Below are 15695 nucleotides of genomic sequence, written 5' to 3'. Positions count from 1 at the left end.
TGGTTAACGCGCTGCTGATAATGACTGTATTCGCCAGAGCTGCAAGCGTGTCCCCAACCCACAGGACAAGGTTAATACTCCGTTATCACCGGCATGGTTCAGTCAGTGTGAGTGGAGTGTGCGGTGCGTCTTGTATCTTTACGAGCGCTGTTTGGTCGAAGGAAGGCCGTTGCCGAGCCGGTGTGGCATTACCCTGTCACGGGCTATTGCCCGGAGGAGGGGCGCTATTACGCCGTTCGCGCAAAGCCCCGTCAGACAGTCCATAAACCGCACCGTATGGTGCCGCTGGTTCTGGCTGCCATTACCTATCTCTTCAATTCCAATGCGATTGCCTTTCAGGACATGGCAAGCCTCGTGCCTTCCGCCGACATGGGAACGCACCGCTGGACTGCTTTCGTCGCCAAGGCGCCGGTCGGCTCCGTCCATCAGGCCGAAATGCCCTTCGTCGATGCAACGACCGTGACGGGCAGCATTGCCAACAACGGCATCGAGGTGCCGGGCATAGGCCGCGTTGCGCTGTCGGGCGGGCGCAAGACGGCAAAGCTCGGCCCGGATGATCCGAACCCCGATGAAAACCGCATCCATCGCGCCGACAAGACGGGCCGTCTCGTCTCTGTGAAGCCCAAGGCGCCGGCCAAGGCCTTCACCGCCGGCAGCATGTTTGAAAAGATCAGCATGATCACGCGTCCGCCGGAAAAGACGGACGCGAAAATGGCTTTCTCCAGCAAGCTGGAAGGCAAGGAAGTCGCCATCACCATGGCGTTCCATGCGGTCCAGCCGCCGAAGCCGCGCGCCGAAATGCCGACCCAGCTTGCCAAGCTCATTACCAATGACCAGCCGGATGTGCTGGCCCTTGGTTATGCGCCTGCGACGCCGGACTACGGCAAGACATCGCCTTTCGAAAGCATCCTGAAGCCCCAGCCGGACGAAGGGCGCTTCGTGCCGCCTATCAGCGAACAGGATCATGAATGGGCCGCGACGCCGTTGCCGCCGTCCGCCTTCAGCAAGAGCGAGCAGAAGTGCCTTGCCGAAGCCGTCTATTATGAAGCCCGGGGCGAAACGGTGAAGGGACAGGTCGCGGTCGCCCAGGTCGTCCTCAACCGCGTGCGCAATCCCGCCTATCCGGGAACCATCTGCGGCGTGGTCTATCAGAACCGCGACTGGCTCAATGCCTGCCAGTTTTCGTTTGCCTGCGACGGCCAGAAACACCGCGTAACCGAAATGCCGCAATGGCGCATGGCCCAGCAGGTGGCAAAGACTGTCTCCGCCGGTCAGATATGGCTGCCGGAAGTCGGCTCCGCCACACATTATCACGCGACCTATGTTCGTCCGTTCTGGGCGCCGACCATGAAGAAGGTCACCAAGATCGGCCTTCACGTTTTCTATCGGACCTATGGCGGCGGGTGGAGCTGAGTATCCTGTCCGCGGCAGCAACGCGATCGGCGCGTTTCAACTCACGTTTTTGTTAGCGGACTAAAAGCCCGAACAGGCGCATATAACCGGCTTTGGAGCGGACCCGAATATGGCGCGATCCTCCAAAATCGATTCCGTTTTTTTGGCCAATAATGTGGCCAATCTGGTTCTTTGGTCGGAAAATGAGTCGCACCAATATCTAAGTAATTGAGATTACTGGATAAAAAACCTTCTGGACCAATGCCTGCACCGCCTTGACTAGCGGACGGCGTGTCAATATGTTGCGCGCAACTTGGAAATGGGATTGAAATCCTCGTATTTCTTGAAAAAAGGAGCTGCCAATGGCGCGCGGGACTGAACCCGGAAAGCCATCCGGTGCGATCAAGAATGCGAGGAATGAGCCCGGTTCCGGGGAGCTGGATCAGCGCCTGAATCGCCTGGAGGCCGAACTGGCCAAAAAAGGTGTGTTCAAGCAGCCGGCTTCCGAGGATGAGCGATCGGCGACTGCAAGTTCGGTTGCGCAGGCCATGAAGATTTCCAGCGAGTTCATCGCAGGGGTTCTGGTCGGTGCACTGATAGGCTGGTTCATCGATCGTGTCGCCGGTACGTCGCCCTGGGGATTGATCGTATTTCTCCTTCTGGGCTTCGGTGCGGGCGTCCTCAACGTGCTTCGTTCCGCTGGATATGTTGCCGAACAGGGCAACATCAAATCTAGCGCGGAAAAGAACGACAAGAAATAGGGCTTGACGGGCTTCACGGTAAAGTTCGTTCAAGTGTAAGTGAACAAGTGGGCCTTCTGGTCCGAGACTGAAACGCCCTTGGGCAAGCAACCTTGCCTTCGGGCAAGCGAAGTGCCTTCGGGCAGGCCAAATTGCCTTCGGGCAGGGAAGACAGACGAGGTTAAGGTGGCGAACGATCCGATCCATCAGTTCCAGGTTTCCCGGTGGATTCCCATCGACGTAGGCGGTGTTGACCTGTCGTTCACGAATGTTTCGGCCTTCATGGTCGCAACCGTCGTGGTCGCTTCGGGCTTTCTTTATCTGACGTCTTCGGGCCGCGGCCTGATCCCGACCCGTCTTCAGTCGGTTTCGGAAATGGCCTACGAATTCGTGGCCACCAGCCTGCGGGATTCAGCAGGGTCGAAGGGCATGAAGTTCTTCCCCTTCGTCTTCTCGCTGTTCATGTTCGTTCTGGTCGCAAACTTTCTCGGTCTCTTTCCGTATTTCTATACGGTTACGAGCCAGATCATCGTGACCTTCGCCCTTGCCGTTCTGGTCATCGGCACGGTCATCATCTACGGTTTCTTCAAGCACGGCTTCGGCTTCCTCAAGCTGTTCGTGCCGAGCGGTGTTCCCGGCATCATCGTGCCGCTGGTTGTCGCCATTGAAATCATCTCGTTCCTGTCGCGTCCGATCAGCCTCTCGGTTCGTCTCTTTGCGAACATGCTTGCCGGTCACATCACGCTCAAGGTTTTTGCGGGCTTCGTCGTCTCGCTGGCAGCCCTCGGCCCGATCGGCATCGGCGGCGCTGTCCTGCCGCTGATCATGACGGTTGCGATCACCGCACTCGAATTCCTCGTAGCCTTCCTGCAGGCCTACGTGTTTACCGTTCTCACCTGCATGTACATCAACGACGCTGTACATCCGGGACACTGAGTTCAAGCCGGCGGGCGACCGCCAGAACTGAAATCCGCGCTTATATTCAATCCAGAAGGAGCTTAACATGGAAGCGGAAGCAGCAAAGTACATCGGCGCCGGTCTCGCCTGTTTCGGTATGGCCGGTACGGCTCTCGGCCTCGGCAATATCTTCGGCAACTACCTCTCCGGCGCTCTGCGCAACCCGTCCGCTGCTGACAGCCAGTTCGGCCGTCTGGTGTTCGGTTTCGCCGTTACGGAAGCTCTGGGCATCTTCTCGCTGCTCATCGCGCTTCTGCTCCTCTTCGCCGTCTAATCAACGGTCGCAAGAAACGGGCTGGCCGCGAAGCAGCTTTTGGAACATGGTCCTTGAGGTCATGTTCCGCTGGAAGATGCAGGCGCGGCTGGCCTTTGCATATGTCGTCTGAGTAAGGCATGGTCTTTCTCCATCGGGATCGGATCGTGCTGGATTAAAGGGGAAATCTGGATGTTCGTGTCCACGGCGTTTGCCCAAACCGCCACCGAATCGCAACCAGCACCTGCTGCTGGCGAGCACGGCGCAGCCGATGCTGTGCACACCGAAACCGGGGTCGCTCACGATGCCGGACACGGCAGCGGCGTATTCCCGCCGTTTGATTCCACCCATTACGCTTCGCAGCTCCTGTGGCTGGCGATCACCTTCGGGCTTTTCTATCTGTTCATGTCGCGCGTGGTTCTGCCGCGCATCGGCGGCGTGATCGAAACCCGTCGCGACCGCATCGCTCAGGATCTCGAGCAGGCAGCCCGTCTCAAGCAGGATGCCGACAACGCTATCGCTGCCTATGAGCAGGAACTGGCCCAGGCCCGCACCAAGGCTGCTTCGATTGCAGAAGCCGCACGCGAAAAGGGCAAGGGCGAAGCCGACGCAGAACGCGCTTCCGCCGAAGCAGCCCTCGAAGGCAAGCTCAAGGAAGCCGAAGAACGCATCGCCGCGATCAAGGCCAAGGCCATGAACGACGTCGGCAACATTGCCGAGGAAACCACGGCAGAGATCGTCGAGCAGCTTCTGGGCACCAAGGCCGACAAGGCATCGGTAACAGCAGCCGTCAAGGCCGCCAACGCCTGAGGAGAGGACAATGGACGCTACATTCTGGGCACTGATTGGCCTCATCATCTTTCTGGCGATCCTCGCCTATCTGAAGGTTCCGGGCATCGTCGGCCGGTCGCTCGACGAGCGCGCTGACCGCATCAAGAACGAGCTGGAAGAAGCACGCACGCTTCGCGAAGAAGCCCAGCAGCTGCTGGCCGAATATCATCGCAAGCGCAAGGAAGCCGAAAAGGAAGCAAGCGATATCGTTGCTTCCGCCGAACGTGAAGCCAAGGCGCTTCTCGAAGACGCCAAGCGCGCGACGGAAGAATATGTTGCACGTCGCAACAAGCTTGCCGAGCAGAAGATCGCAACGGCTGAAGTCGATGCCATCAACGCGGTCCGCGCATCGGCAGTCGACCTCGCAGTCGCCGCAGCCGGCAAGATCGTTGCCGAAAAGGTCGATGCAAAGGTCGCAGGCAACCTGTTCAAGGATGCCTTGTCTCAGGTCAAGACGAACCTGAACTGATCACGGCTCGCACAATTTTCAGAATAACGCCGCCTCGAAAGGGCGGCGTTTTTGTTTTACGTCGAGAAAAGGTTTTTAAAACCGGTCGGATCCGAGGCCGGTTTCCGTGCCGCCCAATCTGCGGAACAACAGGCGGTACTCTTCGAGCGCAAGGTCATCCAATGCCTCTGCTTCCTGCGGCGTGAACCATCGCAGCTCGGTGTGCTCCCGGTCGCGAATGGCAGGCTGACCGTCCTATGTGGTAACGGTATAGAGATGGAATGAAGCTGCCGGTTTTGCGATCTCTATCGTCGTGAGAAAGGAAAACGAGCGGAGCGTGAGTCCGAGTTCCTCGTGGATTTCTCGTTGCAGTGGCGCAATCAAGGTCTTCCCCGGCTTCGACATGCCCGCCCGGAAAACTCCACCGGTTGGGGTAGGCCCGACGATCCGGGCTGCGTCGGCCCAGAAGAATGCCTTGGGACCCGGGGAGAACCGCATTGACGATGTCTGGCATGACAGGCTCCGATGGACAGAAGTGCAGTCAGTCTTCGTTCTCGGTCAGATGCGCAAGCGGCAGCTCTCCCTGCGATTTGACCGTCTGGATAGCAAAATTGCTCCGAATGTCGATCACGCCCGGAAGGCGCAGCAGCGTGCCGGATAGAAACCGTTCATAGGCTGCGAGATCGGCCACCACGACCTGCAACAGAAAATCGGATTCCCCGGATACGAGATGACAGGAGAACACCTCGGGCAGGTTCTGCACGGAGGTACGGAACGCGGTGGCCGTTTCCTCGTGATGACGCTCCACGCGAATGCCGACGAAGACAGTCAGGCCAAGTCCGACCGCATTGCGATCCAGTGCTGCATGATAGCCCCGGATGACGCCCGCCTTTTCGAGCATCCTGACGCGGCGCAGGCAGGGAGAGGGCGAAAGGCCGATTTTCTCGGCCAGCTGGACATTGGAGAGCCGGGCGTCTTCCTGAAGTGCCGTGAGTATCTTGCGGTCGATGGCATCTAGCTTAAGTTTTGGCATGATCCGGCAACTTGAGTGGGTCAGTTGGCTGATTATATCAAAACGAGAAAGAAATGCGGCACAAATCGCAAGGACATACGCTGTCGTCCCCGGATATTCTGCGACATGAAACTGCTTCGCAATCGGCATCATTTTCGATGAGCCTCTGCGTCGCGGCCAATTTGGCACGATCCTTACAGGCGATATGATGAGCGAGATGTGGTTATACGCGGGCGCACTTGCTGCTGCATTTCTTATTCCTGGGCCGGACATGCTTCTGCTGCTCCAGACCGGCGCGGCGCAGGGCAGGGCCCATGCGCTGGCAACCGCCGCTGGCCTCGCAATCGCGCGCACGTGCCATGTGGCCCTTGCCGCGCTCGGTCTGGCGGCGCTTCTGCATGCCTTTCCTGTGGCGTTCCAGTGCGTGCGGATCGTCAGCGCCTGTTATCTCGTCTGGCTTGCCATAGGGATCATCCGCCATCCTCTGCCGACAGTGGATGCGGTTGGCGGGGTGCGTGAACGGCGGTCCTATCTGGCTTCGGCCCGCAAGGGCCTTCTCACCAATCTGCTCAACCCAAAAGCGCTGCTGTTCTGTTCCGTCCTGTTGCCGCAGTTCGTCCATCCGGGAAATGGCAGTATAGCGCTGCAATTCGCGGTTCTGGGCGGCGTCATGACCACGGTCGGATTGTTGTTCGACACGCTCTATGCCTTCACAGGCTCATCGCTCGGAACCCTGTTCAAACGTTATCCGGCCATACAGTCGGTCCAGCGCTGGGGATTTGCGGCGCTGCTGTTCGGCTTTGCTGCCAGGCTGGCGACGCTTTAAACGCCGAAGCGATCTTTGATGGGGGCGAAGGTGTAGCGGTGGATGCCGGGCACGGGCCCCGCCGTCTCGATGGCGGCACGGTGCCTTTCAGTGGCATAGCCCGCATGAATTTCCAACCCGTAGGGTGGGTGCGCTGCCCCGGCCCGGATCATCATGCGGTCCCGCGTTACCTTGGCGACGATGGAAGCCGCAGCGATCGAAATGGAGCGCTGATCCCCTTTGACAAGCGCCGAACCGGGGCAAGCAAGCCCCGGCGGCACATCGCGGCCATCGATCAGCGCGTGACATGGACGCAGGGTCAGCCCGATGGAAGCGCGCCGCATGGCTTCCAGCGCGGCCTTCCTGATATCGCTTCCGTCGATGCTGCGGGCGCTGAGGCTTGCAACCGAAACGGTGATGGCCTTCGCCAGAATGATTTCGTAGAGCGCTTCGCGTCTCGTAGCCGTAAGCCGCTTGGAATCGTCCAGCCCGTCCGGGAGATTGTCGATATCGAGCACGACGGCAGCGGCAACCACCGGCCCGGCAAGGGGGCCGCGCCCGGCCTCATCTATGCCGACGATATGTTTCAAACCACGCGAAAGCAGCCTTTTCTCTTCCGAGAAGTCAGGCGCGATCGGGATGTCAAAGAGGAGCGGAGAATCAGAAGCCGAGCGTTTCATTTGGCGGCAATGCTCGCATTGCTTCCGATTCTCCGCAAGGGCCCTGCTTGAGGATGGTGGCGTGAAAGCAGGCAGCCCCTCCGTCTGAAGGACAATCAGACGGAAATTGAACAGGCAACTGGCAGGTCGAACAGGTTGAAAAGCGACGTGGGGACAGGCTGCCCCTTTGGGTGTTTATTCCACAGCGGTTCCCTCACAGAGAAACGCGGGAACCGCTCCGGCTATTTGTTTTATCGCCTTATCAAACGCAAAACCGGCACACGCTTTTGCTCGAAATTCTCTAGAACAGCGAAAGCTGCTTGCCTCCCTTTTCGACCGGCTCGAACAGATCGGTGCGCAACTGAAGGCGGCGTGCATTGAAGCCGAGCTTGCGCGCGGTGATTTCGAAACGGCGGCCGATCTGCCATGCATATGGACCCGTGCCGCGCATGCGCTTGCCCCATTCGGCATCATAATCCTTGCCGTCGCGCATGGAACGCACCAGCGACATGACGTGGCGGTAGCGATCCGGATAATTGCGCAGCAGCCAGTCCTTGAACAAGGGCGCGACTTCGAGCGGCAGGCGCAGCAGAACATAGCCTGCCTCCCGCGCACCTTGCGCATAGGCGGCATCCAGAATGCGTTCGATCTCGTGATCGTTGATGCCGGGGATGACCGGTCCCATCATGACCGAGGCGGGAATGCCTGCATCGGCCAGTTTGCGGATGGCCTGCAGCCGAAGCGTCGGCGTCGAGGCGCGCGGTTCCATCGTGCGCGACAGATGGGCGTCGAGCGTCGTGACCGACAAGGCGACCTTTGCCAGTCCTTTCTCGGCCATGCGGCCAAGGATATCGATATCCCGCACGACCAGGGCGGATTTCGTCACGATGCCGACGGGATGATTGGCGGCCTCCAGCACTTCAAGAATTTCGCGCATGATGCGCCACTTCTTTTCGACCGGCTGATAAGGGTCTGTATTGGTGCCGATGGCGATGGTCTTCGGCTGGTAACCGGGCTTGGCCAGCTCACGCTCCAGAAGACGCGGGGCATCCGGCTTGGCAAAGAGACGAGACTCGAAATCGAGACCGGCAGAAAGTCCCATGTAGCTGTGGGTCGGGCGGGCAAAGCAATAGATGCAGCCATGCTCGCAGCCGCGATAGGGATTGATCGAGCGGTCGAAACTGATGTCGGGTGAATCATTGCGGGTGATGATCGTTCGCGGCTTTTCGATCTGCACGTCGGTCTTGAACGGCGGCAGCTCCTCGAGCGTAGTCCAGCCATCGTCGAAGTCGTGGCGCGTGGTCGGCTCGAAGCGCCCGGTCGGATTGATGCCCGCTCCGCGTCCGCGCCTGCGGGCGTGATCGATGCGCAATCCGGCCTCGCCGATCACCGCATTGGCGTGATCCGCGCGCCCGCTACCGAAGGCAGCCCTGTCGGCCTGCTTGATGATATCTGCCTGCTGGATCACTTCCATCTTCGTCTCCCTGCATGGAAACATCTGGTTTTGTAGGATCACGACGAAACCCAGCCGGGACAGCGTCCTTCCAAGATCGGGAGCTGTTCTACGGTGCGTGCCGTGCCTGCCATGCGACTCTGTTCTGATGAATCTATTCCTATATCAAGAATTGGAACAAAGCAAGAACATAAAAGTGTCAGCTTTCCGCTCACCCATTCTTGATATATGAAGCGCGCATGTTGTCAGTCGTCATAGAAACCCTGAATTCCGAGAGAGCGCTGGCTCACACGCTTTCGGCTTTGGTGCCGGCGGTCGTGGAGGGGTTGCTGCGCCGCGTGTCGGTCATCGACAGGGGCTCGTCGGATGAAACCGCCCTGGTCGCGCTGGGTGCGGGCTGTGCGTTCCATGCGGAAATGGATATTGAGACCGCGTTCGATGAAATCCGCACGCCCTGGGTGCTGCTGCTGACGCCCGGTTCCATTCCGCAGGAGGGGTGGGAGGAAGTTCTGCGCCGACATATGGAGCATGGCGGTGGTGCCGCGCGTTTTTCGCTGCCGGAAGATGGCGGGTTCGGGGCGGTCCGCAAAGTCTTCGGCCACAAGGCGACGCTTGATGCCGGACTGCTGGTTCGCCTGGATGTCGTAAAGCCGCTGCTGCTCGATGGCGTGTCGTTCGAACAGCTTCCGCAGCGCTTGAAGCCGGTCCGGCTCAAACATTCCATCCTGCCGCCCGACGAAGCCTGAACAAACAAAAAGGCGAAGCCTGAAGCTTCGCCTTTTTCAACAGACATGCTGTCTGGATTAGTTCTCGTAGCTGGACGGGGAAGCGTCGCCGAAGCGATGAGCCGAGCCGTTCTCATAGACCGGAGCCTTCTGGATCGAGGCAGGAGCCGTGTAGTCGAGCTTCTGGCTCTGCGTTGCAACCGGCGTGCGGTCATTTGCATAAAGATCGGCCGGTTCGCCGACATGCGGGTTTTCAGCGAAAGCAGCACCGGCGCTAAGGGCAACGGCAACGGCAGCAAGAGCAAACTTCTTCATTTTCATAATCCTTCTGAAGTATTTTGCGGTCAAATGGACACATTCGGCTTCGCACAAATGCATTGAAACAAACCGCCCCTTCGGATGGCATAGAAGCCTTTCCGGGGCTCCCGGGTGGCGACCATGCCATCCATCGGGGAGATAACTGGGTGAAGCTGGACGGTTGGGAGGAATATCCAGCTCCGGAATTTACCGGGCGTCATCGGCTGGGAGGCCACTGACGACGCCCTGCGTCAAGTCGTCAAGTCTGGGAAAGACTTAGTTCTGGTAGCTCGAAGGCGATGCGTCACCGAAGCGATGAGCCGAACCGTCCTGGAACGAGGACTGGCCGATCGAAGCGGGAGCAGTGTAGTCGACCTTCTGGGAAGCGACCGGGGTGCGGTCGTTTGCGTAAAGATCGGCAGGTTCACCAACGCGTGGGTTTTCTGCAAAGGCGGCACCGGCGGAAAGAGCAAGGGCAGCGGCAGCAAGAACAATCTTCTTCATTTTCCTATCTCCTTGGAAAGTGGAGCGGCGTTTGTTCGTCGTTCCGATGCAGCTGAAATGGGTGACAGTGAGCAAAAGTTCCAGTCACGAAAATGTTTTCTTGATCACACATTCGTGCAGCCAATTTTTTGAAATCAGAACGGATAATTCTAAATTATATAATATATTCAATAAATTGCGTTATATATCAGCCTTCACAAAACTGTTGTAGAAGACCTTTTGTTCAAAAAGCACGAACAGTCTGTCCCAATATATTGTCCAATGAGAGTGAACAATCGGGCGATTTTGAAGGTTTCACATCCGATAGGGGTCAGAAATTATTCTCGGGAGAGGGAACGCTTTGGGTCGCGACGACGAACCAGTCGGGTCTTTCGGCTGAGAGGTGTTCGGCTGCCCGTTCGGTGGCGGCGATGTCTTCGTAGATCGCGTAGCAGGTCGCACCGGAACCGGACATCTGTGCGTAAAGCGATCCGCTCTGGCGAAGAAGTTCGAGCTTGTCACCGATCCGTGGTGCGAGTTTCAATGCCGGGGACAGGAGATCGTTGCGGGTCGTCTGCAGATAAGCGCAAAGAGGTCCGATATCCGCGTGGGAGGCAAGTGCCAGCGCCGGATGGTCGCGCTTTTCAAGCGCGCGAAAGACATCCGGGGTCGCAACCGCTGTTCCGTCATTGACGAGCAGCATGGGCAAGGCGGGGAAACCGGCAACCGGAGTCAGGTTTTCGCCAATGCCGCGCGCGGCAAGCGGCGTCCCCTTCGATGCGCCGTGCAGGCACATGGGCAGGTCCGCGCCAAGATCGAGGCCGATCGCGGCCAGTTTCTCGAAACCGAGATTGAGGCCCCATAGCTCATCAAGTGCGAGCAGGGTGGCGGCTGCGTCACTCGATCCGCCGCCTATGCCGGAAGCAATCGGCAGGTTCTTTTCGAGGTGTATGGCTACGGGCGGCAAAGCCCGCTGTGTCTGCTGACGCAGCGCCTCGCGCGCCTTGAGAACCAGATTGCCGCCGTCGAGCGGTATGCCCGTTGCAAAAGGACCGCAGACCGTAAAGCTGTCCACTTCAGCAGGTTCGATACTGACGATGTCGCCAAAGCGGGCAAAGACCACCAGCATGTCGAGCAGATGATAACCGTCAGCACGACGCCCCGTCACATGCAGCGCGAGGTTGATCTTGGCGGGAGCCAGGCGCGTCACCGCAGGCGCGGAACCGGCATGGGCATGTGTTTCGGTTTTCGGAAAAAGGGTCATTTCTGCTGGTGGACCGTGACACGAGAAAACACGGCGATCGCATCGCTTCGTCGGCAATTATTCGTGAAGGAAAGGTCAGTCCTTCTTGACGTAATATTCGCCGGTTTTGGGGTCCTGCACCAACGTGCCGTGAGCCCGGTTCTGCGCTTCCTTTTCCGCCTGACGCACACGCTGTGATACGCGCGAGGCTTCGCGCTTGAACGAGCGGTAGCCGTACCAGGCGGCGGCGATGATCAGCAGCAGAAAAATGAGCTGGGGCATGGCCTCAAGTCCTTAAGGTTGCGCATCGGATTGCCGGATCGCGAAGGCCGAAACGCCGGATGTTCCCGAATGTTCATGGAGGGGCGGGAAGCGGCCCGCCCCGCTTTCTGACATCATATCATGGTGAAACGAAGGAATTCAAAGCATTGGTGGGAAAATCGACGGTGTTTTTCGCCGGAGCGTTGTTTTTCCCACTATTCTTCAAAGCCCGTAACGCGCCCAAAGCGCCTTTTCCTCTGCTACCGAAAGCAGGCCGTCGCCAAGATGCGCGGCAATGGAAGCCGGTTCAAGATTTCCGAGCGCCATGTCAACGCCGGGAACCTTGCGCCCCAGAAGGCTGCGCTTCTGCTCAACCAGCTTCAGCTTGACCTTGTCGCCATAGGTCTTGCGCAGGAAGCTGCGCATATCGCCCAGCCCATCGATCAGGCCAAGCTGTTGTGCCTTGATGCCGGTCCAGAACAGCCCCGTGAACAGATCCTGGTCTTCCGCAAGCTTGGCTCCGCGGCGTTCCTTCACCATGTCGATAAAGGTTTCGTGGATTTCAAGCTGCAAGGATTTCAGCCGCTCGATGTCTGCCTTCTTTTCCGGCTGGAAAGGATCGAGCGTCACCTTGTTGGAGCCTGCCGTATAGACGCGGCGTTCCACGCCGATCTTCTTCAAAAGCTCGGGGAAGCCGAATGAGGCCGATACGACACCGATAGAACCGACGATCGATGACGGATCGGCGATGATCTCGTCACCGGCCAGCGCGATCATATAGCCGCCCGAGGCGGCGACATCCTCGACGAAGATGAAAACCTTCTTCTGATGTTCGGCGGCAAGATCACGGATACGCCGGTAGATCAGGCGGGATTGCACTGGCGAACCGCCCGGCGAGTTGAGCGAAATGGCGACGGCGGGCGCTTCCTTGTCGGTGAACGCCTTTTCTAGGATCGCTGCCGTCGACGCTATGGAAAGCGACGGGCGGAACGCCGAGCCTCCGGACATGATGGCGCCATGCAGTCGCACGACTGGTATCTCGATGGAAACCGGGCGGAAGCGGCGCGGAACAAGACGCGTCAATAAACCGGGCAAGGCAAACTCCTGAACTGAAATCTCTCAGCCGCAATGTAGGGAGCAATATGGGAAACACAAAGAAAACCGCCCGGAAATTTGTTTCCGGGCGGTGGTATTTGTTTCGTCAGACGCTCTTCGGCCTGGTGACCAGCCGCAGCAGGATATAGCCGCAGATCGCCGACAGGCCCGAGCCCGCCAGCACGCCGATCTTGGTTTCCGCCTGCATGAGGTCGGAAGGGAAGGAGAGGAGGCCGATAAAGATGCTCATCGTGAAGCCGATTCCGCACAGGATCGCCACGCCGTAAAGCTGCGTCCACGTGGCGCCAAGCGGCTTTTGCGCAAGACCGGTCTTGATCGCGAGCCAGGCCGCCCCGAAGACGCCAAGCTGCTTGCCGATGAAGAGGCCAAGCATGATGCCAAGCGTAAGCGTATCCCGCATGACCGAAGCGTCGAGGCCGGCAAAGGATATGCCCGCATTGGCGAAGCCGAAAACCGGCACGATGATGAAAGCGACGGGCTTGGCCAGTGCATGTTCCAGCACATGCAGCGGCGACGACATGTCGTCAGGCTTTCCGGGGGCGGGTTTCAGCGGGATCATCAGTGCCGTCACCACGCCGGCGACCGTTGCATGAACGCCGGAATTGAGCACGAAGAACCACAGCACCGCGCCGCCGATCAGGTAGGGCAAAAGCTTCATCACGCCCATCCGGTTCATGATGAACAGAACGATGGCGGTGGCAAAAGCTCCGCCGAGATAGGGCATGGAGATTTCGGCCGTGTAGAAAATGGCGATGATGACGACAGCCGCAAGATCATCCAGAATTGCAAGCGTCGCCAGAAACACTTTGAGGCTCGAGGGAACCCGCGATCCCAGAAGCGACAGAACGCCAAGCGCAAAGGCGATGTCTGTTGCGGAGGGCACGGCCCAGCCGCGCAGCTTGACGGGATCATGCCAGTTGAGCGCGGAGAAGATGATGGCTGGCAGGATGACGCCGCCAGCGGCGGCAATGCCGGGCAGCATGCGGTTTGGCCAGCTTGCCAGCTGTCCGTCGAGAAACTCGCGTTTGATTTCCAGGCCCACGAGAAGGAAGAACACCGCCATCAAGGCATCGTTGATCCAGTGAGAAAGGCTGAGCGGACCGATATAGAGGTGCAGCGCTTCGAAATAGACGTGCGCGAACGGAGAGTTCGCCACGATGAGCGCGAGCGCTGCCGCCACCATGAGGCTGATGCCACCCGCAGATTCGCTATCCAGAAAGCGCCGCATGATTGATACGGGGCGGCTGTTGTTTGAGCTGTGATTCATTGGTTCCCGTTGCCTGCTCTGTCGTTTGTTGTTTCGCTTTTTCGGAAAAGGGCGGCGGGGAGCCGCAGAACGAAAATTGCGGTTTAGAGATATTGGCTGGAATCCACGGTTTCAATCAAAATCGCCCCTCATTGTCCGAAATCGGCGGGTCCGGGCCGCCGGAACTTATGAAATGCTGCCGTGTTATCCGATCCGGGAGGAGACCACGATGGTGCTCACAACTATTGTCGCCCAATTAAGCTGTTCCGAACTCGAGCGCAGTACCGAATGGTTTGCCACGATCTTCGACCGTAACCCGGATGCGCGGCCGATGCAGGGGCTGGCGGAATGGCATCACGGCCCCTCCGCAGGCTTCCAGCTCTACCAGAATCCGGCCAATGCCGGACACGGCACGCTGACATTGATCGTCGGCGATGTGCGCGCCGAACATGCGCGGCTTTCATTCGACGGGATTCGCCCCGGCAATATCGAAGCAGCGGATTATATGATGATTCTGAGATTGCGCGACCCGGACCGCAATCTGGTCGTGCTGGCGCAGCCGAGGAGTTAGTGCATTTTCCAGCAGAGATGCGAAGCGCCTGCGCAGGCAAATCGTTCACTGGATGGATGGCTTGTCCCGCTCTAACGGGAACCGCTCTAAAGGAGGGCGTCGAGCCCGTTATTGATGCCATCGGCGCGCGGCGTGAAGCCATGTCCCTCGCTGCCGTGCAGAACAAGTGCGGGCATCAGCGAGAGACCGGCGCGGCTTCCTCGTATTCCTGTCACGACGATACGGATTGCTGCCGCGTCCGGGCGCGGCTGGACCGGAACGATTCTCAGGCCGCCGAACCGTCCCGACAGGGCTTCGAGAATGGGAGAGATGGAACCGGGCCGCGCGATGATGGCGATGCCGCCGCCGGGTTTCACGATTGCTGCCGCAGTGCGCACCCATTGTTCGAACATGCCTTCAGGCATGACATGCGCTTCCGCCTTCAGGGGGTCGGGCGTGCTGCGATCCCGCGCTTCGTTGAAGGGCGGGTTCATGATGGCGAAATCGAAGCTGTTGTCGGCAAGTCCGGCGGCGATGCGCGCCTTGCCTCTCAGGGCCACATCGGCCTCGATTACATTGACGCGGCCTGCCAGAGCCGCATTCAGCGGATGGTCGATGCTCTTGCGGGCAAAACCGGCCATGAAAGTGGAGCGCTCGACAAGAGTGACGGTGGCGCCAGCGCAGCGGGAGGCGACGGCAAGCCCGGCAGCACCCGCGCCACTGCCAAGATCGGCAACGCGTCCGGCAAAGCCGTTCGGAACCGCACTGGCCAGAATCATCGCATCCACACCGGAGCGATGGCCCTTCAATGCGGGCTGGACAAGGTGAAATGCCCCACGATGGAACACATCGAGGGTTTCTCCTGCGTCATTTTCGGTTTCGGGATTCATTGATCGCGCAGTTCGTGTTCAATCTTGGCATCGATCAGGATTTGCCGTGCTTCCTCAACCTGGTCATCGCTGACCAGAAGGCGGCGCGGCAAAACGCCGAGAGAACCTTCAATGATGCTCATATTCGTGTCTGCGATGAAATAAGCGATCCCGGCCTCTTTCATCAAGGCTTCGGCAAAGGACAGCAGAACGGAATCATTCGTACGGATAAGTTCGATCATGTGAACACTTTGTAGCGAATGCACCGCATTGACAACAGCTTCCTTCAATGGTGAACAGGCGTCGGAATAGTAACGCTCGGGAGCGCTTTGGGGGCGCTGTGGGGCCAGTTGCG

General features: G+C 58.9%; 21 protein-coding genes. 9 read left to right on the top strand and 12 right to left on the bottom strand.

Going from position 1 to position 15695, the window contains the following annotated elements:
- Positions 1 to 123 precede the first annotated feature (123 nt).
- From ACS5UA_RS03930 to ACS5UA_RS03905, 6 genes are all read left to right on the top strand, one after another.
- Entirely contained in the window at positions 124 to 1413 is a 1290-nt protein-coding gene (locus ACS5UA_RS03930; protein WP_006472924.1) for a cell wall hydrolase, read from the top strand.
- A gap of 341 nt (positions 1414 to 1754) precedes the next feature.
- Positions 1755 to 2153 carry an AtpZ/AtpI family protein gene (locus ACS5UA_RS03925; RefSeq protein WP_006472925.1) on the top strand — a complete coding sequence of 133 codons (399 nt, stop codon included), beginning with the start codon at positions 1755 to 1757 and terminating at the stop codon, positions 2151 to 2153.
- Between the two features lie 165 nt (positions 2154 to 2318).
- Positions 2319 to 3068, top strand: coding sequence for a F0F1 ATP synthase subunit A (locus ACS5UA_RS03920; protein ID WP_006472926.1), 750 nt, complete (start codon positions 2319 to 2321; stop codon positions 3066 to 3068).
- 67 nt (positions 3069 to 3135) lie between these two features.
- Positions 3136 to 3363 (top strand): F0F1 ATP synthase subunit C, encoded by a 228-nt coding sequence (locus tag ACS5UA_RS03915; protein WP_006466154.1) that lies wholly within the window; start codon positions 3136 to 3138, stop codon positions 3361 to 3363.
- Between the two features lie 171 nt (positions 3364 to 3534).
- Positions 3535 to 4152: a F0F1 ATP synthase subunit B gene (locus tag ACS5UA_RS03910; RefSeq protein ID WP_006472927.1), complete on the top strand. Its 618-nt coding sequence runs from the start codon at positions 3535 to 3537 to the stop codon at positions 4150 to 4152.
- A gap of 10 nt (positions 4153 to 4162) precedes the next feature.
- Positions 4163 to 4642, top strand: coding sequence for a F0F1 ATP synthase subunit B (locus tag ACS5UA_RS03905; RefSeq protein WP_443101187.1), 480 nt, complete (start codon positions 4163 to 4165; stop codon positions 4640 to 4642).
- Positions 4643 to 4796: 154 nt separating this feature from the next.
- Here the strand turns inward: ACS5UA_RS03905 and ACS5UA_RS03900 are convergent, their stop codons facing one another.
- Positions 4797 to 5135, bottom strand: coding sequence for an NUDIX domain-containing protein (locus tag ACS5UA_RS03900; protein ID WP_443101186.1), 339 nt, complete (start codon positions 5133 to 5135; stop codon positions 4797 to 4799).
- Between the two features lie 27 nt (positions 5136 to 5162).
- Complete coding sequence (locus ACS5UA_RS03895; RefSeq protein ID WP_031346473.1) at positions 5163 to 5654, bottom strand: Lrp/AsnC family transcriptional regulator; 492 nt, start codon at positions 5652 to 5654, stop codon at positions 5163 to 5165.
- A gap of 187 nt (positions 5655 to 5841) precedes the next feature.
- On the opposite strand from ACS5UA_RS03895, the gene ACS5UA_RS03890 reads away from it, so the two are divergent.
- Positions 5842 to 6459 (top strand): LysE family translocator, encoded by a 618-nt coding sequence (locus tag ACS5UA_RS03890; protein ID WP_443101185.1) that lies wholly within the window; start codon positions 5842 to 5844, stop codon positions 6457 to 6459.
- Here ACS5UA_RS03890 and ACS5UA_RS03885 read toward each other — a convergent pair.
- A complete protein-coding gene (locus ACS5UA_RS03885) occupies positions 6456 to 7118 on the bottom strand; it encodes a ribonuclease HII (protein ID WP_151566776.1) in 663 nt (220 codons plus the stop codon). The two genes, ACS5UA_RS03890 and ACS5UA_RS03885, sit on opposite strands and share 4 nt — an antisense overlap.
- A 280-nt stretch (positions 7119 to 7398) precedes the next feature.
- Complete coding sequence (locus ACS5UA_RS03880; protein ID WP_025089688.1) at positions 7399 to 8571, bottom strand: PA0069 family radical SAM protein; 1173 nt, start codon at positions 8569 to 8571, stop codon at positions 7399 to 7401.
- A gap of 218 nt (positions 8572 to 8789) precedes the next feature.
- On the opposite strand from ACS5UA_RS03880, the gene ACS5UA_RS03875 reads away from it, so the two are divergent.
- Entirely contained in the window at positions 8790 to 9296 is a 507-nt protein-coding gene (locus ACS5UA_RS03875; protein ID WP_443101184.1) for a glycosyl transferase, read from the top strand.
- 57 nt (positions 9297 to 9353) lie between these two features.
- Here the strand turns inward: ACS5UA_RS03875 and ACS5UA_RS03870 are convergent, their stop codons facing one another.
- The 6 genes from ACS5UA_RS03870 to nhaA form a co-directional block, all read right to left on the bottom strand.
- The gene (locus tag ACS5UA_RS03870) at positions 9354 to 9590 is read right to left on the bottom strand and encodes a hypothetical protein (RefSeq protein ID WP_006473369.1); all 237 of its coding nucleotides are present in this window, start codon (positions 9588 to 9590) and stop codon (positions 9354 to 9356) included.
- A gap of 258 nt (positions 9591 to 9848) precedes the next feature.
- Complete coding sequence (locus ACS5UA_RS03865) at positions 9849 to 10076, bottom strand: hypothetical protein (RefSeq protein WP_105541146.1); 228 nt, start codon at positions 10074 to 10076, stop codon at positions 9849 to 9851.
- A gap of 310 nt (positions 10077 to 10386) precedes the next feature.
- Complete coding sequence (locus tag ACS5UA_RS03860) at positions 10387 to 11319, bottom strand: 4-(cytidine 5'-diphospho)-2-C-methyl-D-erythritol kinase (RefSeq protein WP_443101183.1); 933 nt, start codon at positions 11317 to 11319, stop codon at positions 10387 to 10389.
- A gap of 75 nt (positions 11320 to 11394) precedes the next feature.
- Positions 11395 to 11580, bottom strand: coding sequence for a membrane protein (locus ACS5UA_RS03855; RefSeq protein ID WP_006466164.1), 186 nt, complete (start codon positions 11578 to 11580; stop codon positions 11395 to 11397).
- A 201-nt stretch (positions 11581 to 11781) separates the two neighbouring features.
- Positions 11782 to 12654, bottom strand: a complete 873-nt coding sequence (locus ACS5UA_RS03850) for a S49 family peptidase (RefSeq protein ID WP_113368631.1) — start codon at positions 12652 to 12654, stop codon at positions 11782 to 11784.
- Positions 12655 to 12760: 106 nt separating this feature from the next.
- The gene (nhaA, locus tag ACS5UA_RS03845; RefSeq protein ID WP_151658518.1) at positions 12761 to 13942 is read right to left on the bottom strand and encodes a Na+/H+ antiporter NhaA; all 1182 of its coding nucleotides are present in this window, start codon (positions 13940 to 13942) and stop codon (positions 12761 to 12763) included.
- Positions 13943 to 14150: 208 nt separating this feature from the next.
- On the opposite strand from nhaA, the gene ACS5UA_RS03840 reads away from it, so the two are divergent.
- Positions 14151 to 14492: a VOC family protein gene (locus ACS5UA_RS03840; protein WP_121991197.1), complete on the top strand. Its 342-nt coding sequence runs from the start codon at positions 14151 to 14153 to the stop codon at positions 14490 to 14492.
- Positions 14493 to 14578: 86 nt separating this feature from the next.
- On the opposite strand, the gene ACS5UA_RS03835 is transcribed toward ACS5UA_RS03840, so the two are convergent.
- Positions 14579 to 15361: a tRNA1(Val) (adenine(37)-N6)-methyltransferase gene (locus tag ACS5UA_RS03835; protein ID WP_443101182.1), complete on the bottom strand. Its 783-nt coding sequence runs from the start codon at positions 15359 to 15361 to the stop codon at positions 14579 to 14581.
- The gene (locus tag ACS5UA_RS03830) at positions 15358 to 15582 is read right to left on the bottom strand and encodes a putative signal transducing protein (protein WP_025089683.1); all 225 of its coding nucleotides are present in this window, start codon (positions 15580 to 15582) and stop codon (positions 15358 to 15360) included. Before ACS5UA_RS03830 ends, ACS5UA_RS03835 begins: the two co-directional genes overlap by 4 nt.
- Positions 15583 to 15695 lie beyond the last annotated feature (113 nt).

Source organism: Brucella sp. RRSP16, assembly GCF_052246815.1.
GTDB classification, from domain to species: domain Bacteria; phylum Pseudomonadota; class Alphaproteobacteria; order Rhizobiales; family Rhizobiaceae; genus Brucella; species Brucella intermedia.
Note: the sequence above shows the minus strand (reverse complement) of the source record. Positions and strands in the feature narration are given on the sequence as shown.

What these genes read in the sequence shown, in the direction of transcription:
- ACS5UA_RS03925 (WP_006472925.1), top strand. Translation starts at nt 1,755, where the DNA reads ATGGCGCGCGGGACTGAACCCGGAAAGCCATCCGGTGCGATCAAGAAT.
- ACS5UA_RS03915 (WP_006466154.1), top strand. Translation starts at nt 3,136, where the DNA reads ATGGAAGCGGAAGCAGCAAAGTACATCGGCGCCGGTCTCGCCTGTTTC.
- ACS5UA_RS03910 (WP_006472927.1), top strand. Translation starts at nt 3,535, where the DNA reads ATGTTCGTGTCCACGGCGTTTGCCCAAACCGCCACCGAATCGCAACCA.
- ACS5UA_RS03905 (WP_443101187.1), top strand. Translation starts at nt 4,163, where the DNA reads ATGGACGCTACATTCTGGGCACTGATTGGCCTCATCATCTTTCTGGCG.
- ACS5UA_RS03900 (WP_443101186.1), bottom strand. Translation starts at nt 5,135, where the DNA reads ATGCCAGACATCGTCAATGCGGTTCTCCCCGGGTCCCAAGGCATTCTT.
- ACS5UA_RS03895 (WP_031346473.1), bottom strand. Translation starts at nt 5,654, where the DNA reads ATGCCAAAACTTAAGCTAGATGCCATCGACCGCAAGATACTCACGGCA.
- ACS5UA_RS03890 (WP_443101185.1), top strand. Translation starts at nt 5,842, where the DNA reads ATGAGCGAGATGTGGTTATACGCGGGCGCACTTGCTGCTGCATTTCTT.
- ACS5UA_RS03885 (WP_151566776.1), bottom strand. Translation starts at nt 7,118, where the DNA reads ATGAAACGCTCGGCTTCTGATTCTCCGCTCCTCTTTGACATCCCGATC.
- ACS5UA_RS03880 (WP_025089688.1), bottom strand. Translation starts at nt 8,571, where the DNA reads ATGGAAGTGATCCAGCAGGCAGATATCATCAAGCAGGCCGACAGGGCT.
- ACS5UA_RS03875 (WP_443101184.1), top strand. Translation starts at nt 8,790, where the DNA reads ATGTTGTCAGTCGTCATAGAAACCCTGAATTCCGAGAGAGCGCTGGCT.
- ACS5UA_RS03870 (WP_006473369.1), bottom strand. Translation starts at nt 9,590, where the DNA reads ATGAAGAAGTTTGCTCTTGCTGCCGTTGCCGTTGCCCTTAGCGCCGGT.
- ACS5UA_RS03865 (WP_105541146.1), bottom strand. Translation starts at nt 10,076, where the DNA reads ATGAAGAAGATTGTTCTTGCTGCCGCTGCCCTTGCTCTTTCCGCCGGT.
- ACS5UA_RS03860 (WP_443101183.1), bottom strand. Translation starts at nt 11,319, where the DNA reads ATGACCCTTTTTCCGAAAACCGAAACACATGCCCATGCCGGTTCCGCG.
- ACS5UA_RS03855 (WP_006466164.1), bottom strand. Translation starts at nt 11,580, where the DNA reads ATGCCCCAGCTCATTTTTCTGCTGCTGATCATCGCCGCCGCCTGGTAC.
- nhaA (WP_151658518.1), bottom strand. Translation starts at nt 13,942, where the DNA reads ATGAATCACAGCTCAAACAACAGCCGCCCCGTATCAATCATGCGGCGC.
- ACS5UA_RS03840 (WP_121991197.1), top strand. Translation starts at nt 14,151, where the DNA reads ATGGTGCTCACAACTATTGTCGCCCAATTAAGCTGTTCCGAACTCGAG.
- ACS5UA_RS03835 (WP_443101182.1), bottom strand. Translation starts at nt 15,361, where the DNA reads ATGAATCCCGAAACCGAAAATGACGCAGGAGAAACCCTCGATGTGTTC.
- ACS5UA_RS03830 (WP_025089683.1), bottom strand. Translation starts at nt 15,582, where the DNA reads ATGATCGAACTTATCCGTACGAATGATTCCGTTCTGCTGTCCTTTGCC.